Origin of the sequence: Christensenella hongkongensis, assembly GCF_000981035.1 — a bacterium.
GTDB lineage: Bacteria > Bacillota > Clostridia > Christensenellales > Christensenellaceae > Christensenella > Christensenella hongkongensis.
In genome coordinates, this window is record NZ_LAYJ01000101.1 from 17,868 (window position 1) to 36,963 (window position 19,096).

The following is a 19,096-nucleotide window of genomic DNA, read 5'->3' on the forward strand; positions in this document are numbered from 1 at the left end:
AACGCCATTGTACAGGAGCGCAGCTTCCCGGACTTGCGTCCATAAATATTTTTGGAACATACGCTTATTCCGGGGGCCTTTTGATACAGCCTTCCACCTGCATAAAACAATCGATCAGGTCCGGACTAAAGCATCCGCATTCGCCTCCGCGGATCATAGTGACAGCTTCTTCGTGTGAATACGCCGGTTTATACACGCGTTCATTTGTCAGCGCATCATAAACATCCGCAAGGCCCACCACCTGGGAGCATAAGGGGATATCATCTCCTGCAATGCCGTCCGGATATCCGCGCCCGTTCCAGCGTTCGTGATGATGACGGCATATTTCATAACAATAGTCAAAATATTCCTCATTTTGCACATAATCCAGTGTCTGCAAGATTTCACAGCCCATTACGGTATGCTGCTTCATAGTATCAAATTCTTCTTCCGTGAGCTTCCCGGGCTTTTTCAGAACGGAATCCGGTATGGCGATTTTGCCAATGTCGTGGAGCGTCGCCGCAGCGCTGATCATTTCAATCTGGTCTGCCGTCAGGCCGTATTCAGGATGACGCGCAGAGAGTTTCTTCAGTAAAACATCTGTAATCCCACGCATCCGTTTGATGTGCTGGCCTGATTCGCCGCTGCGAAATTCAACTACAGTACTCAGTGTATCGATTAAAAAATTGCTGGAGCGCTTTAGCCGGTCGGACTGTTCTTTAAGGATAGACGTTTGCTGGCTTACCAGTGATTCCAGATGATGCCTGTGCAGGAAAAGCTGGATCAGGTTTTCTACGCGCTGCGTCACAATTTTGGGATTGAACGGTTTGTTGATGATATCGGACGCTCCGAAATCGTAGCCTTTGAGCGTCGTTTCCTCAGAGCTTTCCACTGTGATCAGCACTACTGGAATTTGCTCGAGCAATCCGCTTTCCCTCATGGAAGCAAGGACGCCAAAGCCGTCTAAAACAGGCATAACAATATCGAGCAGAACGATGGCAATTTTGTCGGTTTCGCGAGCGAGTATTTCAAGCGCCTCAGTGCCGGTTGCCGCCTCCAGGATATGGTAGCGGCTGCCAAGCATGCCCGACAGAATGGCCCGGTTGAGTTCCTCGTCGTCAACGATCAGTACGGAATTTTTTTTCGGATTCATATGATTTGCTCCTGATAAGCGTTTTCAATAATAGCCTTGATCCGCATGAATTCTTTCCATACGGGGATAAATAATTTACCGGCCTCGCCGCTGCGTCCTTCGCGTATGGCAATTACCAGTCTGCCGCACAATTCCGCCAGATGCTCTAAGCCGAGGTTGAGGGCGTTGCCCTTGGCTGTATGGGCAGCCGTTTCTATACCGGCACTGTCTTTTTGCTCCACAGCTTCCTTTAGCTGCGGAAGAACAGCGTTTGAGGGGTAGGTTTTGATGAAGTGCTCGAGCAGCTGCGTATTGCCGCAAAAGCGTTCCAGTATTGTCTTTGAGTTTATGCCAAGCTTTTCAAGTACGGCATACAGCGGATCAGAGCAGGTATTTCCCGCTTCGTCATTCACATCAGGAATCAGCCTTTGCTGCGGCGCATGCTGTAATTCCTGCAAGGTGCGCAGCAGCACGGGAATGTTGACCGGCTTGGAAATATGGGCGTTCATTCCCGCTTCCAGCGACTTTTCCACGTCGTCGTCAAAGGCATTGGCAGACATTGCGATAATGGGTATGTCTTTTGCGTTTGGAATATGTAGCGAACGGATACGGCGCGTTGCCTCCAGTCCATCCATCACGGGCATTTGGATGTCCATGAGGATGGCAAGGTAATGTCCCTGCGGTGCGGCGGAAAATTTTTCCAACGCCTCCTGCCCGTTGAATGCCATATCTACAATCAGGTTGCGCGAGGTAAGAAGACGGCATGCGATCTCCATGTTCATCTGGTTATCCTCCACAAGCAGGATCCGTTCGTTATCAAAATGGTAATCCTCTTTTTGGATCTCTGACGCCATTGGTTTACCAAGTGTAGCAGACACCAGCAGGTCATATACGCTGGACGGGAACAGGGGCTTTGGCAGGAAGTAGTTGACGCCTGCATCCTCTGCCTGCTTTTTGATACTGTTCCAGTCGTAAGCGGAAATGGCGACGATCAGGATATTGTCTTTAAATTCGTTGCGGACTGATTTCACGAGCTCGATTCCGTCCATTTCCGGCATCTTCCAGTCGGTGATCAATACGTTATATGGATTATTTGCCTTTTGGTTGGCCCTAATATATTCTAAGGCAAAGGGGGCTGAATATGCGCTGTTTGCTTCTACGCCGAATTTTTCCAGCAGGCTGCATACGTATTCGCATACTGCGGGTTCGTCGTCCACCACAAGCGCCTTCATTTCACAAAAATGCCCCCTGATATCGGAGGGCATCATTTTATCCCCCGTTTCCTCCAGCCAAACGGAAACGGCGAAGGTGCTTCCCGCACCGGGAGAGCTCTGCACATCGATCCCGCCGTTCATCATACGCGCATAGCTGTTAGCGATCGCCAGGCCGAGCCCGGAACCACCGCTTGATTGACGCAGGCTGCTATCCTGCTCAAAGGGAATGAACATTTTATCAATAAACCTTTCATCCATCCCGATTCCGTCGTCCTGAACCGTAAAAATAAGCTCCGTATATTTTCCGCTCTGATTCCCCCGCGCCACGGAAAAATCGATCCGGCCCCCGGGATTTGTGAACTTGACCGCGTTGCTGAGCAGGTTGATTATGATTTGATTAAGCTTCAGTTCATCGCCAACATAAGCTTCGGCAATTCCGTTCTTGAGAAGAACATTAAATTTGACGCCTTTTTTCTCAGCCTGCGGATAAAACATGGTTGTGACGCTGTGCACAAATGAGGCAAAATCAAACTTTTTTTTGTTGAGCGCCATTTTACCACTCTCGATCTTGGACATATCGAGAATGTCATTGATCAGTGATAAGAGAAATTTAGCGGAGGTCTCGACCTTATCGAGGCAATCCTTTGTGGCTTCGATATCTCCGAGCGATTCTCTGGCGATTTCCGTCATACCCATGATTGCGTTCATGGGCGTACGAATATCATGTGACATCCGGGAAAGGAAATCGGATTTCGCGTTATTTGCGTGCTCTGCCATTTCAAGGGCATTTTTCAACAGCTCCGTACGTTCCTCCAGTTTTACCTGCATTTCGCGCATCTCGGTGATATCCGTAATGTCGATATAGATCACAAGATAGACAGGATCGCCGTCCTGCCAGTCCACACAGTCCGCGCTTAACTGTAACCATGCTTCGTTGCCCGCCTTACCCTTAACCTGAAGGACAAAACGCACAGGCTTTCCCTCACGTATGGCTGGAATATTTTCAATGATTGCTTCGCGGTTTTTGACCAGCTTCATATTTTCAAGGGAATAGGATTTGATTTCGTTTCCAAAAAATTCGATATAGCGGTCGTTCGCGTAAATCAGGTCAAAAGAATTTGGACGCATCCTGAATTTCGCAACGAAACCGGGAAGGCTGTCGTAAGTGATAGACTGTTCCATTTGCGTCCGGATCATATCGGTCACATCGGTGAACACAGAGTAAATGATCGGAATCCCGTCAACAAGCTCATCCGTAAAGGTGCCGACCACCTTGATCCAGATGTAGCCCCCGCCCTTTTGGGGCATATGGCTCAATACTTCATAGCCGGGGCGGTGATGCTCAAATGCGTCTATAAGCTTTTCGCCGATCTTGGCGTATTCATCCATATCGTTTTTGTAATATTCCATGACACTGTTATGGAATGTCGCCTCATACTCCCTTCTGGAATATCCTGTCATTTCATAAAAATAGTCGTTTGCCCAGATGACGGTGAAATCGTCGTTAAGCATATGTTTTCCAACGCTGACGTGCAGGGAGCTCATCAGCATATTGTATTCATTATTATATTCATGATCGGACGTTGTATACTCTTCCTTAAAGGTATTGATTATGTCCTTGTTCTGGCTCATTTATTAAAGGCCTCCTGATTTGCGGCGTATATGGTGCAAGTGCGATTTCATGCAAAACCTTGTTCATGTTGGTATATGTTATATTATAAAGAAGAAAAACTGATAATACAAGAATCGCATGGATTAAAAACAGAAAAACTGATAAAATAAGAACGATATTTGATTCCCGGCATGTCCAGGAGGGAGCGGGCGTTATGAAGCAGGATAAAAAATTATATTGGATGATTGCGGAATTTTTTATTTCACGGATCAATCTTGGCTTTTATGAGAAGGGCGATAAGCTGCCTTCCGTACGGCAGATATGCGTGCAGTTTTGCGTATCCGCCAATACAGCGCGCAGCGCGCTGAAAGAAATGGAAGCGCGGGGGATTGTTTCCATGGGGAAAGGGAGACCTGCGGTCGTGCAAAAATGCCCCCAAAAAAGCAACAGGGATTTACGCGACCTTTTTTTCTCACGTAAAGCAGCGCTGATTGATTTTGAAGCAAGCATGAAGCTGATTTTTGCCCCGATGCAGCTGCAGGGTTTTTTGGTATGCGAAAAAGAGGACATGGAAGCGTTGCGTGTAATGACGGTAAAAGCCGATCCGGATAAAAACAGGCAATATTTTGTCGACTATTTCCAATATCTGTTCCAAAAAACCGGAAATACTCTGATGCAGGATCTTTATACGGATGTGATCATGTTTATCCATTTCGCGTATACGGATAATATGCTTCAGGAGAACAAAATAGACGGCAGGTATTATCGCGGTATGAAAGCGGTACTCGAAAAAACGCTGCTTTACAGGGAACAAAATGACTGGAAACGGTTGTGGGATGAAATTAACGATATCTACCGGCGCTATGGGGAGCGTATCCGTGTGTATGCGGATTTGGCCTGTGAGGATGAAGGCCGGATAGAGCAGGTACCATTCCGCTGGAGATTGCATACGGGAAGGCCGGAGAGCTATTTTTCCATTGCCACAAATATCGTCTGGAAAATCAATTTCGGAGTATTTCCCCTAGGAGGTTATTTGCCGTCGACAGCCAAACTCGCGCAGGAGTATGACACCTCCGTTATGACGATGCGCAGGGCGCTAAGCCTGCTTTGCAGCATTGGAGCGGTTGAAACGGTAAATGGAAAAGGAACGCGCAGCCTGCCGGCCTTTGAAGGGGAGGATAAAATAGACTGGGAATCTCAGGCAATCAGGAGAAACCTGCTTTTATACCTGCAGAGTATGCAGATTTTCGCAGTCACCTGTGCCGCGGTGGTAAAGGATACGTTTCCCCGCGTTGGGGCAGAGACCTTCCGGACGGTCATACAAAAACTGCGGGAAGAAATTGCCATGGAGGATTTTTCCGCGCTGCCCGGCCTTCTCCTGGCGCTGGTCACCAAATACAACAGTCATGCAACATTGCGGGAAATCTATAAAAAACTTTTGACACTCCTGATCTGGGGCTATCCGCTGAGGTATTCTGGAAGGAATAAGGAAAAACGGTTCGTGCCATTCGCCGCGGCGCTTCTTGAAAGCCTCGAACAAAGGGATGGAAACCGTTTTGCGTGTGAGATGGAAAAACTGATGATTTTTGTTTTTGAAACATCGAAGAAGACAATGCTGAAAATGGGGATCACCCAGGCGGCCGGGATCATTTCACCCCGGCCCACCATTTACCAGGAATAAGACCTTTCAGGTATCTGTTTGTCAGACATTCACCGGGTTTTGGGCAGGGCAGGGAAGGTTGCTTTCATAAAGGGAAATCGCCTTTCTAAAAACTTTGAAAAATTAAGGAGTTCTTAAAGACTTATAAGACATTTTCAGGTATAATAAAAAACATAACTGGGAATGGGATAAAATACTTTGGGGGGACGTAGGGGCTATGGAGATTGGATTTGAAATCTGTAAATGGATTACCATTGTTTTAACGATTATTACCGCGCCGATCACTCTATGGACGGTAGTCACTACCCTCATGGGATTGCGCAAACCAAAAGAGCTCAAAAAGCTGGAAGAAAAGCAACACCGTTTTGCCATACTGATTTGTGCACGCAATGAAGAAAATGTGATCGGGAACCTGATCGGCAGCCTTGAAAAGCAGAAATATCCGCGTGATAAATACCAGGTGTTCGTTATCGCAGATAACTGTACTGATTCTACGGCGCAGGTCGCAAGGGATAACGGGGCGATTGTATACGAACGTTTTAACGCGGAGCAGCGGGGAAAAGGCTTTGCGCTTCATTTTGGGATCGATAAACTGCAGGAAAACCATTCGCAGGATATCGATGCAATATGCGTCTTTGACGCAGATAACCTTGCTGCGCCGGATTTCCTGGTTGAGATGAACCACGCGCTTTGCTCGGGGGCGGATGTAGCCCTAGGCTACCGCGACAGCAAAAATGTGCACGATTCATGGATCAGCGAGGTATATTCCATATATTGGCTGATGCTGATGCGTTTTTATTATACCTCGCGCCATACGATGAATCTTTCGAGTATGGTGGGCGGAACCGGCTTTGCTTTTAAGCTGGCGGCGCTTGGGGAAGAAGGCTGGAACACAAAATCACTTACCGAAGACGTTGAGTTTTCAATCCAGCAGATTTGCAAAGGAAACAAGATATTGCCGGCGCGCAAGGCTGTTTTTTATGATGAACAGCCCTCGACGCTCGATGTATCGCTCAAGCAGCGCTTTCGTTGGATGATCGGCGGGTTGCAGTGTATTCCCCTGTATTTTTCCACAATTATGAAAAGCGTGTTTGGCGGCAATAAAAAGGCGCTGGACCTCGCGTGGTATATCCTGTTTATTCCGGCGACAGGCCTTGCGATTCCGCTCAATGTAGTAGCGGTAGTCGGCATGATGCTCAATCCTGTACTTTCAGCGTGGGCGCTGCCTGTTATGGGGATAACAATGGCCTTTGGTTATTTGCTTGCCGTTATTGTAGCGTTTTTGACATTAAGGCTCGAGAACAAGGATGCGCGCAGCATGAAGCGTGGAATATGGCTGTATCCTATCTTCATGTTTACAATGATGTGCGTTGCGCTTGCGGCGCTGATCCATCCGCGGACGGAATGGGTGCCGATCGTGCACAACAGCAAATATACGATTGACGATGTTAATATTGCAGGGTAACATAAAAATACAGAAGACATTTTCAAAAGAGGATGTGCGCTAAAGGAGGAAATCAACATGGGTCAGGATTTTTATAAATTGGCATGCTCGCGCAGGAGCATTCGTAAATTTGAAGATACCCCGGTGCCGGACGAGGATATTAAGGCGTTTATAGAAGCAGCCCGTACCGCGCCCAGCGGTTGCAACAGCCAGTGCTGGCATTTTGTTGCGGTAACGAATCAAGAGCTGATTGGGAAGGTTGCGGACGCGACTGGAAAAGCAATCGAGGAGTTTTACCAGGATGGTAAGTCGGATGAAAAATTTATTACGAGCAGGGTAAAATCAACAACGTTTTTTCGCAAAGCGCCGCTTGTGATGTTCGTCTATATGGATCATCTTGATTATTTTGATCCGCGCGTTACGGAATTTTTTATGAGGAACGGATATACGCACCGCCAGATGATGGATACGATCGCTTATCCTGATGTGCTTACCATTGGCGCTGCGGTGGAAAATATGATGCTTCAGATGCAGGATATGGGCTATGGCTGCTGCTGGATGATCGATCCGGTCATCGCGCACAAGGAGATATCGGAGCTTTTGGGCGTGAAGGAAGAAAACAGGCAACTCATCAGCGTGATACCCATGGGAAGGCCAAAATATACGCCTATGGAAAAAACGTTAAAGCCACTTGACGAAATATTGGAAATCAAAAAATAGGAAATTGTAAAACAGCGTTCAAAAGTCAGGCGGGAACGCTGTTTTTTCGTTGACAAGATTAAAAGAATGTGATAACATAAAAAAAGTAGTTGATGTATTAATTGATTTTCACATATTTTGTAAGTCATTTATTACGTAGATGCCTTGCAAAATATGTGTTTTTCATTTATAGATCGGTTACAATTTTTATTTTTATTTGGAGGTACTGGTTCATGAATAACGGTACAGTAAAATGGTTCAATGCAGAAAAAGGGTTTGGTTTTATTTCGGATGATAACGGCGGGGATGATGTATTCGTACATTTTTCTGCGATTCAGACAGATGGATATAAAACACTTGCTGAAGGACAGAAAGTAACATATGACACAGAGCAGGATTCGCGTGACAGCAACAAAATCAGAGCGGTCAATGTTTGCATCGACTAAAGCAAAAGCATGAACAAAAAAGCTTTTCACTAAAGTGGAAAGCTTTTTATTTACAGAAGATTTACGCAAATAAAAAACGGTGTTCATAGAACGCCGTTTTTTATGATTGGGGGTATAGGATAACGCAGATCACTCCGCGTTTGGTAACCGGCTTTTAAGCGTTTTCGATAAAATCAATAATTTCTTCCTTCGATTTCACGCCTACAAATTTGCTCATTTTCGAACCTGCGTCAAACAGGTATACGGTCGGGATAGACATAACCCCATATTGCTGCGCGATACTCTGAGCCTCGTCCACATTGACTTTTACAATTTTAATCTTATCGCCAAGCGCGTCGGAAACCTCTTCCATAATCGGGCCGAGCATTTGGCATGGACCGCACCAGTCCGCATAAAAATCAACAAGAACCAAACCCTTATCCTGCAATACTTCCGCATCAAATTGTGCTTCATTGATATGTTTAATACTCATTTTATCCACTCCTCTAAAAATCATTAATTAAGGTACAATTTATATCTAAACAACAAGGGAGGGCATAAAACATTTTTATTAAAATAAATGATATTGTTTTTTATCTCTGAAATATACCTTTGCAGAGATAAAAAAAACCTGCGCGCAATGCTGCGAACAGGCGTTTGATTTGTTTTTTATACCGTTACTTTAAAAGGCCCTTGGATTCTTTAAATACCCAGTCGCGCTGGATTGTGAAACTTGCCATAAAGATCACGAGGTCCACGACGACCTTGAGAATGGTATTGACCTCGTCCCCTCCGCCAAGCAACGAGCCAATACCCCATACGAGCAGCCACGAAGCGACAAGCTGGATCGCCGCAAGGATCACAAACCGTACGGCAGTTCCTGCGGATTTAGCCTGGGACTGGAAGACCGCGCTCCTGTTAAGGATATAGGTTGCAATCGAACAAAGAATCCTTGAAAGCACTGTAGCGGTCAAAATTTTGAATTCGTCATCCAGGAAAGAAAATACCTTTTGGAATACGTAAAAGGTACCAATATCCACAAGATATGAAATAAATGCGGAAATGCTGAACTTAATGAACACCAGATATAATTTTGCGGTTTTGAGTATATTGAAACCAGGTTCTGTTTTGAGCGCGACGCCTGTTTCCACATCTTTTACGGCAATGCCCTTTGCGCGGGCTTCCAGAATAACGTTCTGTAAAAACAGCTTGTCGTTGCCCTTCATTGCAAGCATCGTTTCAAGATTTTCGCGTGACATTCCAATCAGGGAAGAGGTGATATCCTTTGTTTCGACGCCCGCCAGAAAGCAGTAAATTGTATGTGCGAGCGACTTTTTCTCAGGGGTTTTCCGCTCGCCGACGATAATGTCGGAGGGATGGGCAGAAGCATCCCCGGCAACCTTAAGTATGTCAGCCGAAGAAAAGCCATCGGCAGGATCAACTGTCACAAAGATGGAATACGTTGTATCAGAAGCTAATTCGCGCAAACTGCTTCGAACGCTTTTTCCGGAATATACCGATACGAAAGCGCCTGCGTCAAGCAGCTCATTTTGTAGTTTTTCGTCCGGCCCAAGCAGCAGGACCGCTGTCGTTTCATGATTCATAATGTTATTATTTTACCACCGAAACGCCTGAAACGCAATGTACGCCATATGGAATTTGCAGGATCGAAAGAAAAAGTTGAGTTTTGATTTTTAACAGGCGCCGCTATATAATTTTTACAGCGGTTTTGCGGAAAGCCGGCTATGTAAAACTTACGATAAATTGCTTGCATTTGCAATTTATACCAAAAGCCTGTTTCCAATCTTTTGACAAATTGCTATAATTGACTGGGAAAGGAATGACGCATATGAAGGCGATCCGGAACGTTATTATTATTTTGCTTTTGTTTATTATTTTTGTTTTTGTATTTGCAGGACAGGGGACGTTTGACAAATATCTTCCGCTTAGCGAGATCAAGGGTGCAATGATCACAGGCGTCACGGGAAGCGTATACGACCTGCAGGATGGGGATTATATAATAAGGGAAAAAGATAAAGGAAGATTTCAGGACATGATGCTGAAAAATGGCTGGCAGATGCAGGAGCTGGGGGACGGACGGTACCAGTTTGAACGGGACGGGCAAAGCGTTACCTATCAGGAAAAGGGTTTTCTGGGATTTTTTACGTTGTACCAGCTTACCCCATAAGCACAGGCTGAATAGTAAAGCAGGAATTTTCAAAAAGAAAAGCCCCGTTCATTTCGGAAGAACGGGGCTTTTGTATCTGGAGGGGAATGCCAAAAATCAGCCTTCTATTGAAATCGTATAACTGTTTTTATACGTTTCGCCCGCTTCGAGACGGAGCATATCGCGCTTTGTCTCGAGGTCGTCAACCTCGCTGTCATAGGCCGGAACGCTCGTCCAGGGTTCGATGCAAAGGTAGGGCGCCTCGGTCTTGGGCGCATGCCACAAGCCGAGATAATTCATATCCGGATATTCTACGCGGATATATTTTTTCCCTGTCCTGGATTTTAACGTCACAGCTTTGCACATATCCTGCAGGACGATTGCATCGTTATCAAACAGGTTATGACGCAGAGGCAGCGTGGTACCGCCTTCCAGCGGGAAGTCTTCGGTGTCCCTTGTGGTATAGCAGGTGGGGCTCATGACGATCGCCTTAGCGGGTTTTTCGCAGTCGAATTCAAGGTAGTAGTCCGTAAAGGGAACGTCTTCATTCATGGGCACGTTGAAGCCCGGATGCCCGCCGACCGCGAATATCATGCTTTGCGTGTCGTCATTTTTTACAGTGATGGTTGTTTTGAGGCTCGCGCCCTTGATCGTATAGGTGATCAGAAGATCGAAGCGGAACGGATACTGCGCCAGCGTCGTCTCATTTGCCTTCAAACGGAAGGTAATGGAGTCGAGCGTCTGTTCCTTTACTGCAAATTCGGATTTGCGTGCAAACCCATGCAGGTTCATTTCATAGGTCTTGCCCTGATAGGTATATTTTCCGTCCGTCAGGCGTCCGCAGATCGGGAACAGGTTATACGCCCTCCCGCTCCAGTACTGCGCGTCTCCCTGCCACAGGTATTCCGTATTGTCTTTTTTGCCGACAATGGATTGCAGCTCCGCGCCGACGTCCGAGATTTGAACGCGGATTGAATCGTTTTCGATCGTGTAAATCATGGTTTTTATCTCCTTTTTTATTTTTTACCCTCAATAGTTTTTTGTCAATCAACAGGATCAGTCGACATGTTTGATTTTTTCCACATTGATCGAATAATCCTCCAGTTCATTGGTCAGGTTCCTGTTATAGAATGGATCGTAAGGATACTTTTTATCCCATTTTGCGAGCCATTTTTCCTGCTCGCCCTCAAAACGCTTGATTTTTTCAGGAGTCTCTTCATAACCGCGTGTTTTGGATTCGTAATGGTAAAGCTCCGCAAACGGTGTCCACACAATGTAATAGCCCTGATCGCGCACCTTAAGTGAAAGGTCAACATCATTGAAAGCGACTACGAATTGTTCGTCAAAGCCGCCGACCTCACGGAATACCGCTGCGCGCATCATCATACAGGCGGCGGTTACTGCGGATACGTTGTGCGTGAGGATCATCCGGGCAAAGGAACCTACTTCGTAACGGCTGAGGTGTTTATGTGAGTGCCCGGCAACCCTGCCGATTTTGAGGACAACGCCGCCGTGCTGTATTGTGTCGTCCGGGTAATACAGCTTCGCTCCAACCTGTCCGATCTCCGGGCGCAGGGCGTGCATCGCCATTTGTTCCATCCAGTCCCCGGAAATCACGGACATATCATTGTTCATAAAGAGCAAAAGCTCTCCTTTTGCCTGCGCTGCGGCGTAATTATTGAGCGCTGCATAATTGAATGGATGCTTCCACTCCACGATCCGTATTTTCGGATTTTTTTTGAGCGTCTCATAATAACTGAAAATCTCTTTGCCGGTACTGTTGTTCTCCACAATAATAATCTCAAAGTTATCGTAGGTCGATTTTCTGAGAATGGAATCAATACACTTTTTGAGCGTCTTTTTTTCATCCTTGTTGGGAATAATGATGGAGATCAACGGGTGTGGCTGAGGAATATCGTAGCTTGTGATGTAGTAATTATCAAGCGTATGATTCGCCACATGCGCGCCCAGCAGCCCACGCCGTAAAAAAGCCGCCTCGAGGGCTGAGCGCCCGGCTTCTATAGTATAGCTCTTTGCATCCGAGGAATAAGCGGTGGAACCCAGGGACAAACGCCAGTGGTAAAGGATATCTGAAATATGTCCAACCTTTTTTGCCTTTTCAGTCAGGCGCAAAAAAAGGTCGTAATCCTGTGCTCCGTTAAATTCTTTGCGGAAGTAACCAACCTCGTCCAAAAGTGATTTTTTGATGACCACAAAATGCGTGATATAATTAAAGGCAAGAAGCATATCCGGTGAAAAATCGGGCTTAAAGAAGGGATCGAAACGGCGCTCGCCGTCTTCTGTAAGCTTATCCTCGTCGGAATAGATGAATTCGTAATCCCTGTCCTTGTTGAGCAGCTCCACATTCGCATAAAGGGCCTGCGGCATCAGAAGATCGTCATGGTCGAGCAGCGCAATATATTCGCCTGTCGCCATTTTGATGGCTTCGTTGGAATTGCCGGAAATCCCTTCGTTTTTTTCAAGCCGCTTGTATACGATGCGCTCGTCGCGGTAAGAGGAGATAATTTCCTCAAGCCCGTCCTGCGTGCTGCCGTCCGCAAGGCAAAGCTCCCAGTTTGTATATGTTTGTGCGATCACAGATTCTATCATATCCCGCAAGTAACGCTCGGGCGTATTATAGAGGGGCACAAGGACGCTGATTTTGGGTGAGAACGCAAAAACGTGCGTACGCTGGGCTTGGAGTTTTTCCGGGGTTGGATCGTTGTTTTTCATCCAGTAAAGATACTGCGCATCCTTTTGCATATAAATTTTACAGGCGACGCAGCCGCCGCACTCCACGGAAAAACCGTGCCGCTTCTTTTTATGGTTTACAAGCACCCCGCAACCCTCACGGTCTGAGATAAACGTAAAATAGTGCGGAACCTGTATGGCTTTCAGGATTGGTAAAAAGGTAAAAACCGTGTAGCCGTTATGCTTAACGTCCGTCGCTGTCATTTCGCGCAGAATTTCTCCCTTTGCATTTTTGATCGTCATCGTAAGGGTGCCGTTTCCATCCGGGTTTTGTGTCAGGATATCGACGCGTCCGATGTTGTGGGAAAGCGGCCTGGTCATAAAGCTGACGCTTTTTTCAGGATGGTACCCTGCCGGGTTTTGCGCGTCCTTGATAAAGGACTCGTTGGTAATGAGCCCAACATGCTGGTAAATATCGGTGATTGCGTCTCCAAATTGCATTTTTTGCTTTACCTTGCGCAGAAATTCCGACAGACCGTAATCCCTGATGATCGCCGTCATCCTTTTGAGCTTTTGTCCTTTTAGCTTTTTGGTCACCTTGCGTAAGTTAGCCAGTTTAGACATCCGTTTCCTCCATCGTTTTAACGCCTCGGCGTTTTTGATTGCAAACAATATTATAACATAAAAAAACAGGAATATGACAGCAATGTCATGATTCCTGTTTGCAATCCAAAGCTGTTACATAAACTGCGAATAGACGAGCTTATATAACAGGATAAAACCGCCGATAAATGCAAAGGTTGCAAGGAGGGCGATCCAAAAAGATTTGGGAACAGGCTTTTTTTCTTCCTGTTCCACCTGTTTCAAATCCTCGAGTTGCGCCTTGCAGTGCGGGCAGAACTCCGCGGAATCTTCGAATTTTGTTTTACAGAGAGGACAGATCTTCATTTTTCCACCTCGTTTTTTTCAGCTGCGGTTTTTGCGCGCCGCCGCACCTCGCGCCGGTAAAACTTCAGCAGTATGCCAAAAAGCACTGTAAGCCCGGCGATTGCAACGATACACAGCCAGATATCGCTGGAAAGAAGGATGCTGCTCAGCACAAAGCAGCCGTAAGAAAAAATACTGATCTTGCTCAGGCCATTGCGGAAAAGCTCGATCAGCAATAGTACGACTCCCGCCAGAAAGGCGATTGTACCGATCGTCTGATTAATTGTCAAGTGCGTTAAATCCATAGCTTCATCCTTTGACGATATTATACCACGCGATGAGGTATAAGGACATAAAAAATTTAGTTAATTCTTGTTAACAAAGGATGACGTTTATGTTAGTATTATAATATAAAGGATATATATTTATGAGTGATATTATTGATCGGACGCTCATTTTTGCGAAGCGGGAAGATAAACCGGTTATTATTGTATATGATGGAAAAAAGGGAATTTCGCAGCGGCGGGTATATATACGTAATATCGCGGAAGAAAAGATAACCGTATATTGTACTCAAAAAAAAGCAATTCGTGTTTTTGACAGAAAAGGAATCCTATCAGCGGTAATTGCAGACGAGTGAGGAACTGTCATGAAGGAAAATAATAACGGCGAAGCCGAGCGTGAAATGCTACGCGAGCTGGATGAAAAAATGCGCCTCTTTGCAAAAGAACGTGAAAAATTGAACCAGATGAGCAGCAGCAGGATTGCTCTTGGTAAGCCCCTTACGGACGGCGAGCTGTTAAAGCAAAATGAAATGTGCGGCGGTATCGGCATCGATATTATGAAATTACAGGAACTGCTCAATGAAGATGAGGGAGAACAATTTGAAGAATAGCACCTATAATACGGAATATATTTCGTCTATCATCAATGCAATGAGCGATATGGTTCGTGTCATTGCCAAGGATGGCACGGTTCTTATGACAAACGAGGCCTTTGTGAAGCGGTTTGGGGAATCGGTTGGACGGGAATGTTATGAGCCGTTTCACCAGAAAATACGATGTGAAAATTGCTTGTCGCGCGATGTAATGCGTACCGGAGATCCGCGGCGCCTGACGCGCAAGGTCAAAGGGCGCGTTTATTCGGTGACGGTTTCGCCGCTGGCCGCCTCAGGGGATGAAGTCAATGCGGCGGTTGAGGTGTTTCGCGATATTACGCTTGACTACAACATCAAACAAAACCTGTTGATGCAAAATGCGAAAATGCAAAAGGATTTGCAGCTCGCGCGTAAATTGCAGGAGGCCCTTGTGAAGGGAGCGCTCCCCAAGGTGGATGAGTACGAGCTTACAGCAGGATTTTTCCCATGCGAAGCGGTAGGAGGCGACATCTACGACTGCACGGTGTATGATGACAAGCTTGTTATTTACGTGGCGGACGTTTCCGGACATGGCGTTATGCCGGCGATGCTGGCAGTATTCTTCTCAAGGGTGGTTCGCGCAGCGTGCCTGATGGGCAACTTCCTTCCGTCGGAGATACTTTCCTACGCGGAAAAGGAATATGTGGATCTCAATCTTTCGGATTCGATTTATATCACGGCATTTATCACGGTTATAGACCTTAAAACGAATCAGGCTGCGTATTCCAATGCCGGCTTTTCCGTGATGCCGGTCGTTTACCACGAAGGAAAATTTGAAGAGCTTTATATGCCGTCGCATCCATTATGCGACTGGTTTGGGGACGAATCCTACCAGGACGGCTTTTTTACGTTTCAGGAAGGCATGCGGATGCTGATTTACACGGATGGCGTAGATAATATCCACAGCGATCCAAAAGTAAAAGACCGGCTTTTTGAACTGCTTGGAAGAGAGGATTTCCGCAGCGAAGATTTTATTGATGAAGTGAGGGAAGAATTGCACAGTAACCCTGAGGACGACCTTACGATGCTGCTGTGTATGAAAAACGGATAAGGAGTATACGGTTGACCGGAATATTTGAAGCGATCGGGAATGCGTTGATAGCGTTTTCCTGGCGTGACGTAGTAGACATCATTATAGTAACAGTCATACTGTATTGGCTGATTAAGCTGCTTGCGAGGACGCGGGCGGTGAGGGTGCTCATCGGAGTGGGAATCATCCTTATTTTATCAAGGGTTTTTGTCGCGCTCAATCTGCAAACGGCTTCGTGGCTGATGAATACCATGCTCAGCGCGGGGGCTGTCATTATCGTGATTTTATTCCAGCCGGAAATCAGGCGCGCGCTTGAAGCGCTCGGACGCGGCAAAATTTTCACCTTCGCCACCAAATCCCAGATGGAAGTGAAAAATGCCGAGCATATCATCGAAGAAATTTCACGCGCAATGCTTAGTATGTCCAAACAAAAAGTGGGCGCGATTCTTGTGTTTGAGAGAAAAACAGGGCTTGGGGACGTGATGGATTCAGGCACAATGCTTGACGCTGATATTTCCAGTGAACTGATCGAGAATATATTTTATCCCAATACGCCCCTGCACGACGGGGCGATGATCCTGCGTAACGACCGCATTGTCGCCGCAGGCTGCTTTCTGCCGTTATCTGATAATAAACAGGTAGCGCAGGAGCTTGGAACGCGGCACAGGGCATCCCTGGGGGTTTCCGAGGTATCAGATGCGTATGTGCTGGTGGTATCGGAGGAAAAGGGAATTATTTCCTTTGCGTATGACGGCGTGCTGCGGCGCTACATCGATGCGAAAGCGTTAAAGGAGATATTGTCCGAGCTCTATCTTCCGGAAACGGAGGAAAAGGGAAGTAAAAAACTCACCGGATCAAAATTCAAACGTAAGGTGGGTGACGATAATTGAGTAAAGTTGTGGATATCATCAAACGGATATTTGTCAATAATTGGAAAATGAAGCTGATTGCGCTTATTTTTGCACTTGTTTTGTGGAGCTTCATGATCGCCGAGACCAATCCGCCCAAATCAAAAGTGTTCAAAGATATTCCCGTCACCTTTACAGCGGCGGACGAGCTCAAGCAAAAGGGCCTTACATCCACGGTACCTCTTTCCGAGCTCTTAAAATCGGTAACGGTGGAGGCGGAAACAAACGCGGATGCTTTGCAGTATTTGAATGAGAATATGATCAGGGCTACCGTAGACCTTTCCTCGATCAATGACGTAGGTGAATACACGCTGCCTGTGAAGGCAACGAGCACATTCAGTCAAAGTACGATTGTCAGCAAGGATCCGGAAACGGTCACCATTACAATAGAAGAAATTGCATCGCGTGAGGTGCCGGTGGAAGTGAAACTCACGGGAGACCAGAAGGACTGGCTCTATTATGGGCAGCCTGTGCTTGATGAGGCGAATGTCAGCGTCAGCGGTTCCAAATCAAATGTAGAAAAGGTATCCAAGGCAATTTGCTATATCAATATAGACTCCATGGAAACTTCTACCAAAGAGAGCTATAAGGTAACGCTTGTCGACAGCAACGGAAACGAGCTCTCAGGCGACCTGTTTACAGGGGTTCCGTCGGTTATTGTGGAAATGCCCGTCTATCCCAAAAAGGATGTGCCGATTGATACGGAGGCTGTGAAAAGCAGCATCACGGGGCTTGCGTCGGGCTTTGAAATCAGTAAATTGACTGTGGATCCGGAAACGGTCAGCATCGCGGGGACGCTGGAAAATATCGATCCGGTTACTTCGGTATCGCTTGAGCCAATCGATTTGGAGGGCGCCCAGGGCGATATGATCATCGAGGCAAAGGTCAAGCTGCCTGAGGGCGTGATTGCGGCAACGCCGTCCACTGTAAAGCTGCAACTGAGTATTTCCCAGCCGGAGATCATGCGGACCTATTCCGCCAAGGAAATCAGGGCAAGGAACCTGGAGGACGGGCTTACGGCGAGCATCAGTCCGACGGCAATCGACATCAATGTCTACGGCACGCAGGAAGTGTATGACACAAATGATATCACCTCCTCAAAAATCAAGCCGTTTGTAGACCTGACTGGCCTTTCAAAGGGTGTTCACGAAAATGTGCCGGTTAAGTTTGAAAATGAACCGGACCTCGGCGTGCGGTTGGAGCCATCGCAGGCTACGGTGACTGTAACGATCACCTGAAAACGGGCTGAACAATAAAAGACATGGCTGCAAAGACACCACAAAGGTGTCTTTGTTCTTGGAGGAAACTATGAAAAAATTCAATATATTTGCAGGAAATTACGGGAGCGGGAAGACGGAATTATCACTCAATACTTCCATTGCGCTCGCCAAAAAGGCAAAGACAGCGCTTGTGGATATCGATGTCGTAAACCCGTATTTCCGGAGCGCGGAAAGCGCGGAGCTCCTTGAAAAAAACGGCGTCTACCTGATTGCGCCGCCGTATGCGAATACCAATGTGGATGTCCCGGTGCTTTCTGCCGAGGTTAACGCGGCATTTGAATACGAAGCGGCGGTGTTCGACGCGGGCGGAGATCCGGTCGGAGCGGCGGCGCTCGGCGGGCTGCTCCAGAAGTTCCAGGCCGTGAGGGAGGATACCATGCTCTATTACGTGGTAAACGCGCGCAGGCCCCTGCAGCGCAGCGCAGACGAGATCATCGAAATGATGGAGCAAATCAGCGCGCGAATCCGGCTTTCCATAGATGGAATTATCAACAATACGAACCTTGGACGGGAAAGCAGCGCTGTAGATTTACTGGATGGGCAGGTTGTCTGCGAGCAGGTTTCGAAGCGTACGGGCGTACCGATCTCCTATGTTTCCGGGAAACCGGAAATACTGGTGGAGTTTAAAGAAGCAGGGTATCATATCCCGCAGATACCACTTACGATCTATACTTTTCCAGACTGGCTTGTTGACGATGAACATGAAAAGTGCTAATCTATAAATAAGCGCCATTCGGCGCTTTTTAGAACAAAATCTAAAATATTTACATATAAAGGTGAGAAAAAAATGGCTAATTTAACGATCTATGAAGATACCTGCAAGGGCTGCGGCCTGTGTATCGGGGCTTGCCCCAAAGACCTTCTCGCGATTGATAAATCGCATCTTAACGCCAAGGGCTATCATCCCATTGGGATCGAGAAGCCGGAGGAGTGTATCGGCTGTGCATCCTGCGCGCGTATGTGCCCGGATTGCGCTCTTGAGGTAGATAAATAAGCATAAGGTGAGATCAAA

20 protein-coding genes are annotated in these 19,096 nt (G+C 46.8%); 12 read left to right on the forward strand and 8 right to left on the reverse strand.

Features of this window, described 5'->3' with window-relative positions:
- Positions 1-64 precede the first annotated feature (64 nt).
- Positions 65-1,132, reverse strand: coding sequence for an HD-GYP domain-containing protein (locus CHK_RS08140; protein ID WP_046443554.1), 1,068 nt, complete (start codon positions 1,130-1,132; stop codon positions 65-67).
- Positions 1,129-3,957 carry a response regulator gene (locus CHK_RS08145; protein WP_082103463.1) on the reverse strand — a complete coding sequence of 943 codons (2,829 nt, stop codon included), beginning with the start codon at positions 3,955-3,957 and terminating at the stop codon, positions 1,129-1,131. Before CHK_RS08145 ends, CHK_RS08140 begins: the two co-directional genes overlap by 4 nt.
- A gap of 194 nt (positions 3,958-4,151) precedes the next feature.
- Between CHK_RS08145 and CHK_RS08150 the strand changes: the two genes are divergently transcribed.
- From CHK_RS08150 to CHK_RS08165, 4 genes are all read left to right on the forward strand, one after another.
- Positions 4,152-5,618, forward strand: coding sequence for a GntR family transcriptional regulator (locus tag CHK_RS08150; RefSeq protein ID WP_046443555.1), 1,467 nt, complete (start codon positions 4,152-4,154; stop codon positions 5,616-5,618).
- Between the two features lie 196 nt (positions 5,619-5,814).
- Positions 5,815-7,062: a glycosyltransferase family 2 protein gene (locus CHK_RS08155; RefSeq protein WP_052740456.1), complete on the forward strand. Its 1,248-nt coding sequence runs from the start codon at positions 5,815-5,817 to the stop codon at positions 7,060-7,062.
- Positions 7,063-7,119: 57 nt separating this feature from the next.
- Positions 7,120-7,761, forward strand: a complete 642-nt coding sequence (locus CHK_RS08160) for a nitroreductase family protein (protein ID WP_046443556.1) — start codon at positions 7,120-7,122, stop codon at positions 7,759-7,761.
- 212 nt (positions 7,762-7,973) lie between these two features.
- The gene (locus tag CHK_RS08165) at positions 7,974-8,186 is read left to right on the forward strand and encodes a cold-shock protein (RefSeq protein WP_046443557.1); all 213 of its coding nucleotides are present in this window, start codon (positions 7,974-7,976) and stop codon (positions 8,184-8,186) included.
- A 154-nt stretch (positions 8,187-8,340) separates the two neighbouring features.
- On the opposite strand, the gene trxA is transcribed toward CHK_RS08165, so the two are convergent.
- Together trxA and CHK_RS08175 are read right to left on the reverse strand one after the other, a co-directional pair.
- Positions 8,341-8,658: a thioredoxin gene (gene trxA / locus CHK_RS08170; RefSeq protein ID WP_046443558.1), complete on the reverse strand. Its 318-nt coding sequence runs from the start codon at positions 8,656-8,658 to the stop codon at positions 8,341-8,343.
- A gap of 184 nt (positions 8,659-8,842) precedes the next feature.
- Positions 8,843-9,769, reverse strand: a complete 927-nt coding sequence (locus tag CHK_RS08175) for a GtrA family protein (RefSeq protein ID WP_046443559.1) — start codon at positions 9,767-9,769, stop codon at positions 8,843-8,845.
- Between the two features lie 221 nt (positions 9,770-9,990).
- Between CHK_RS08175 and CHK_RS08180 the strand changes: the two genes are divergently transcribed.
- Complete coding sequence (locus CHK_RS08180; protein WP_160295617.1) at positions 9,991-10,353, forward strand: hypothetical protein; 363 nt, start codon at positions 9,991-9,993, stop codon at positions 10,351-10,353.
- A 96-nt stretch (positions 10,354-10,449) separates the two neighbouring features.
- Here the strand turns inward: CHK_RS08180 and CHK_RS08185 are convergent, their stop codons facing one another.
- The 4 genes from CHK_RS08185 to CHK_RS08200 all read right to left on the reverse strand — a co-directional run bounded on the left by CHK_RS08185 (position 10,450) and on the right by CHK_RS08200 (position 14,255).
- Positions 10,450-11,331: an aldose 1-epimerase family protein gene (locus CHK_RS08185; RefSeq protein ID WP_046443561.1), complete on the reverse strand. Its 882-nt coding sequence runs from the start codon at positions 11,329-11,331 to the stop codon at positions 10,450-10,452.
- A 57-nt stretch (positions 11,332-11,388) separates the two neighbouring features.
- The gene (locus tag CHK_RS08190) at positions 11,389-13,647 is read right to left on the reverse strand and encodes a glycosyltransferase family 2 protein (protein ID WP_052740457.1); all 2,259 of its coding nucleotides are present in this window, start codon (positions 13,645-13,647) and stop codon (positions 11,389-11,391) included.
- Positions 13,648-13,761: 114 nt separating this feature from the next.
- Positions 13,762-13,971 carry a hypothetical protein gene (locus CHK_RS08195; protein ID WP_046443562.1) on the reverse strand — a complete coding sequence of 70 codons (210 nt, stop codon included), beginning with the start codon at positions 13,969-13,971 and terminating at the stop codon, positions 13,762-13,764.
- Entirely contained in the window at positions 13,968-14,255 is a 288-nt protein-coding gene (locus CHK_RS08200) for a hypothetical protein (RefSeq protein WP_046443563.1), read from the reverse strand. The genes CHK_RS08195 and CHK_RS08200 overlap by 4 nt, the downstream gene beginning before the upstream one ends.
- A gap of 122 nt (positions 14,256-14,377) precedes the next feature.
- On the opposite strand from CHK_RS08200, the gene CHK_RS08205 reads away from it, so the two are divergent.
- The 7 genes from CHK_RS08205 to CHK_RS08235 all read left to right on the forward strand — a co-directional run bounded on the left by CHK_RS08205 (position 14,378) and on the right by CHK_RS08235 (position 19,078).
- Entirely contained in the window at positions 14,378-14,590 is a 213-nt protein-coding gene (locus CHK_RS08205; RefSeq protein WP_046443564.1) for a hypothetical protein, read from the forward strand.
- A gap of 9 nt (positions 14,591-14,599) precedes the next feature.
- Positions 14,600-14,845, forward strand: coding sequence for a hypothetical protein (locus CHK_RS08210; RefSeq protein WP_046443565.1), 246 nt, complete (start codon positions 14,600-14,602; stop codon positions 14,843-14,845).
- Positions 14,835-15,917, forward strand: a complete 1,083-nt coding sequence (locus CHK_RS08215; protein WP_046443566.1) for a SpoIIE family protein phosphatase — start codon at positions 14,835-14,837, stop codon at positions 15,915-15,917. Before CHK_RS08210 ends, CHK_RS08215 begins: the two co-directional genes overlap by 11 nt.
- 11 nt (positions 15,918-15,928) lie before the next feature.
- Positions 15,929-16,786 (forward strand): diadenylate cyclase CdaA, encoded by an 858-nt coding sequence (gene cdaA, locus CHK_RS08220; protein ID WP_052740458.1) that lies wholly within the window; start codon positions 15,929-15,931, stop codon positions 16,784-16,786.
- On the forward strand, positions 16,783-18,042 hold the full coding sequence (locus CHK_RS08225) for a CdaR family protein (protein WP_046443567.1): 1,260 nt from the start codon (positions 16,783-16,785) through the stop codon (positions 18,040-18,042). Before cdaA ends, CHK_RS08225 begins: the two co-directional genes overlap by 4 nt.
- Before the next feature lie 70 nt (positions 18,043-18,112).
- Positions 18,113-18,799 (forward strand): hypothetical protein, encoded by a 687-nt coding sequence (locus CHK_RS08230; RefSeq protein ID WP_046443568.1) that lies wholly within the window; start codon positions 18,113-18,115, stop codon positions 18,797-18,799.
- A 72-nt stretch (positions 18,800-18,871) separates the two neighbouring features.
- Positions 18,872-19,078, forward strand: a complete 207-nt coding sequence (locus tag CHK_RS08235) for a 4Fe-4S dicluster domain-containing protein (protein ID WP_046443569.1) — start codon at positions 18,872-18,874, stop codon at positions 19,076-19,078.
- The last annotated feature ends 18 nt before the right edge of the window (positions 19,079-19,096 follow it).

Bases quoted from the DNA above. Each gene is read 5' to 3' on its own strand.
- trxA (WP_046443558.1), bottom strand. From the start codon at position 8,658: ATGAGTATTAAACATATCAATGAAGCACAATTTGATGCGGAAGTATTG.
- CHK_RS08230 (WP_046443568.1), top strand. From the start codon at position 18,113: ATGAAAAAATTCAATATATTTGCAGGAAATTACGGGAGCGGGAAGACG.
- CHK_RS08185 (WP_046443561.1), bottom strand. From the start codon at position 11,331: ATGATTTACACGATCGAAAACGATTCAATCCGCGTTCAAATCTCGGAC.
- CHK_RS08165 (WP_046443557.1), top strand. From the start codon at position 7,974: ATGAATAACGGTACAGTAAAATGGTTCAATGCAGAAAAAGGGTTTGGT.
- CHK_RS08210 (WP_046443565.1), top strand. From the start codon at position 14,600: ATGAAGGAAAATAATAACGGCGAAGCCGAGCGTGAAATGCTACGCGAG.
- CHK_RS08190 (WP_052740457.1), bottom strand. From the start codon at position 13,647: ATGTCTAAACTGGCTAACTTACGCAAGGTGACCAAAAAGCTAAAAGGA.
- CHK_RS08200 (WP_046443563.1), bottom strand. From the start codon at position 14,255: ATGGATTTAACGCACTTGACAATTAATCAGACGATCGGTACAATCGCC.
- CHK_RS08160 (WP_046443556.1), top strand. From the start codon at position 7,120: ATGGGTCAGGATTTTTATAAATTGGCATGCTCGCGCAGGAGCATTCGT.
- CHK_RS08145 (WP_082103463.1), bottom strand. From the start codon at position 3,957: ATGAGCCAGAACAAGGACATAATCAATACCTTTAAGGAAGAGTATACA.
- CHK_RS08140 (WP_046443554.1), bottom strand. From the start codon at position 1,132: ATGAATCCGAAAAAAAATTCCGTACTGATCGTTGACGACGAGGAACTC.
- CHK_RS08235 (WP_046443569.1), top strand. From the start codon at position 18,872: ATGGCTAATTTAACGATCTATGAAGATACCTGCAAGGGCTGCGGCCTG.
- CHK_RS08155 (WP_052740456.1), top strand. From the start codon at position 5,815: ATGGAGATTGGATTTGAAATCTGTAAATGGATTACCATTGTTTTAACG.
- CHK_RS08175 (WP_046443559.1), bottom strand. From the start codon at position 9,769: ATGAATCATGAAACGACAGCGGTCCTGCTGCTTGGGCCGGACGAAAAA.
- CHK_RS08195 (WP_046443562.1), bottom strand. From the start codon at position 13,971: ATGAAGATCTGTCCTCTCTGTAAAACAAAATTCGAAGATTCCGCGGAG.
- CHK_RS08205 (WP_046443564.1), top strand. From the start codon at position 14,378: ATGAGTGATATTATTGATCGGACGCTCATTTTTGCGAAGCGGGAAGAT.
- CHK_RS08150 (WP_046443555.1), top strand. From the start codon at position 4,152: ATGAAGCAGGATAAAAAATTATATTGGATGATTGCGGAATTTTTTATT.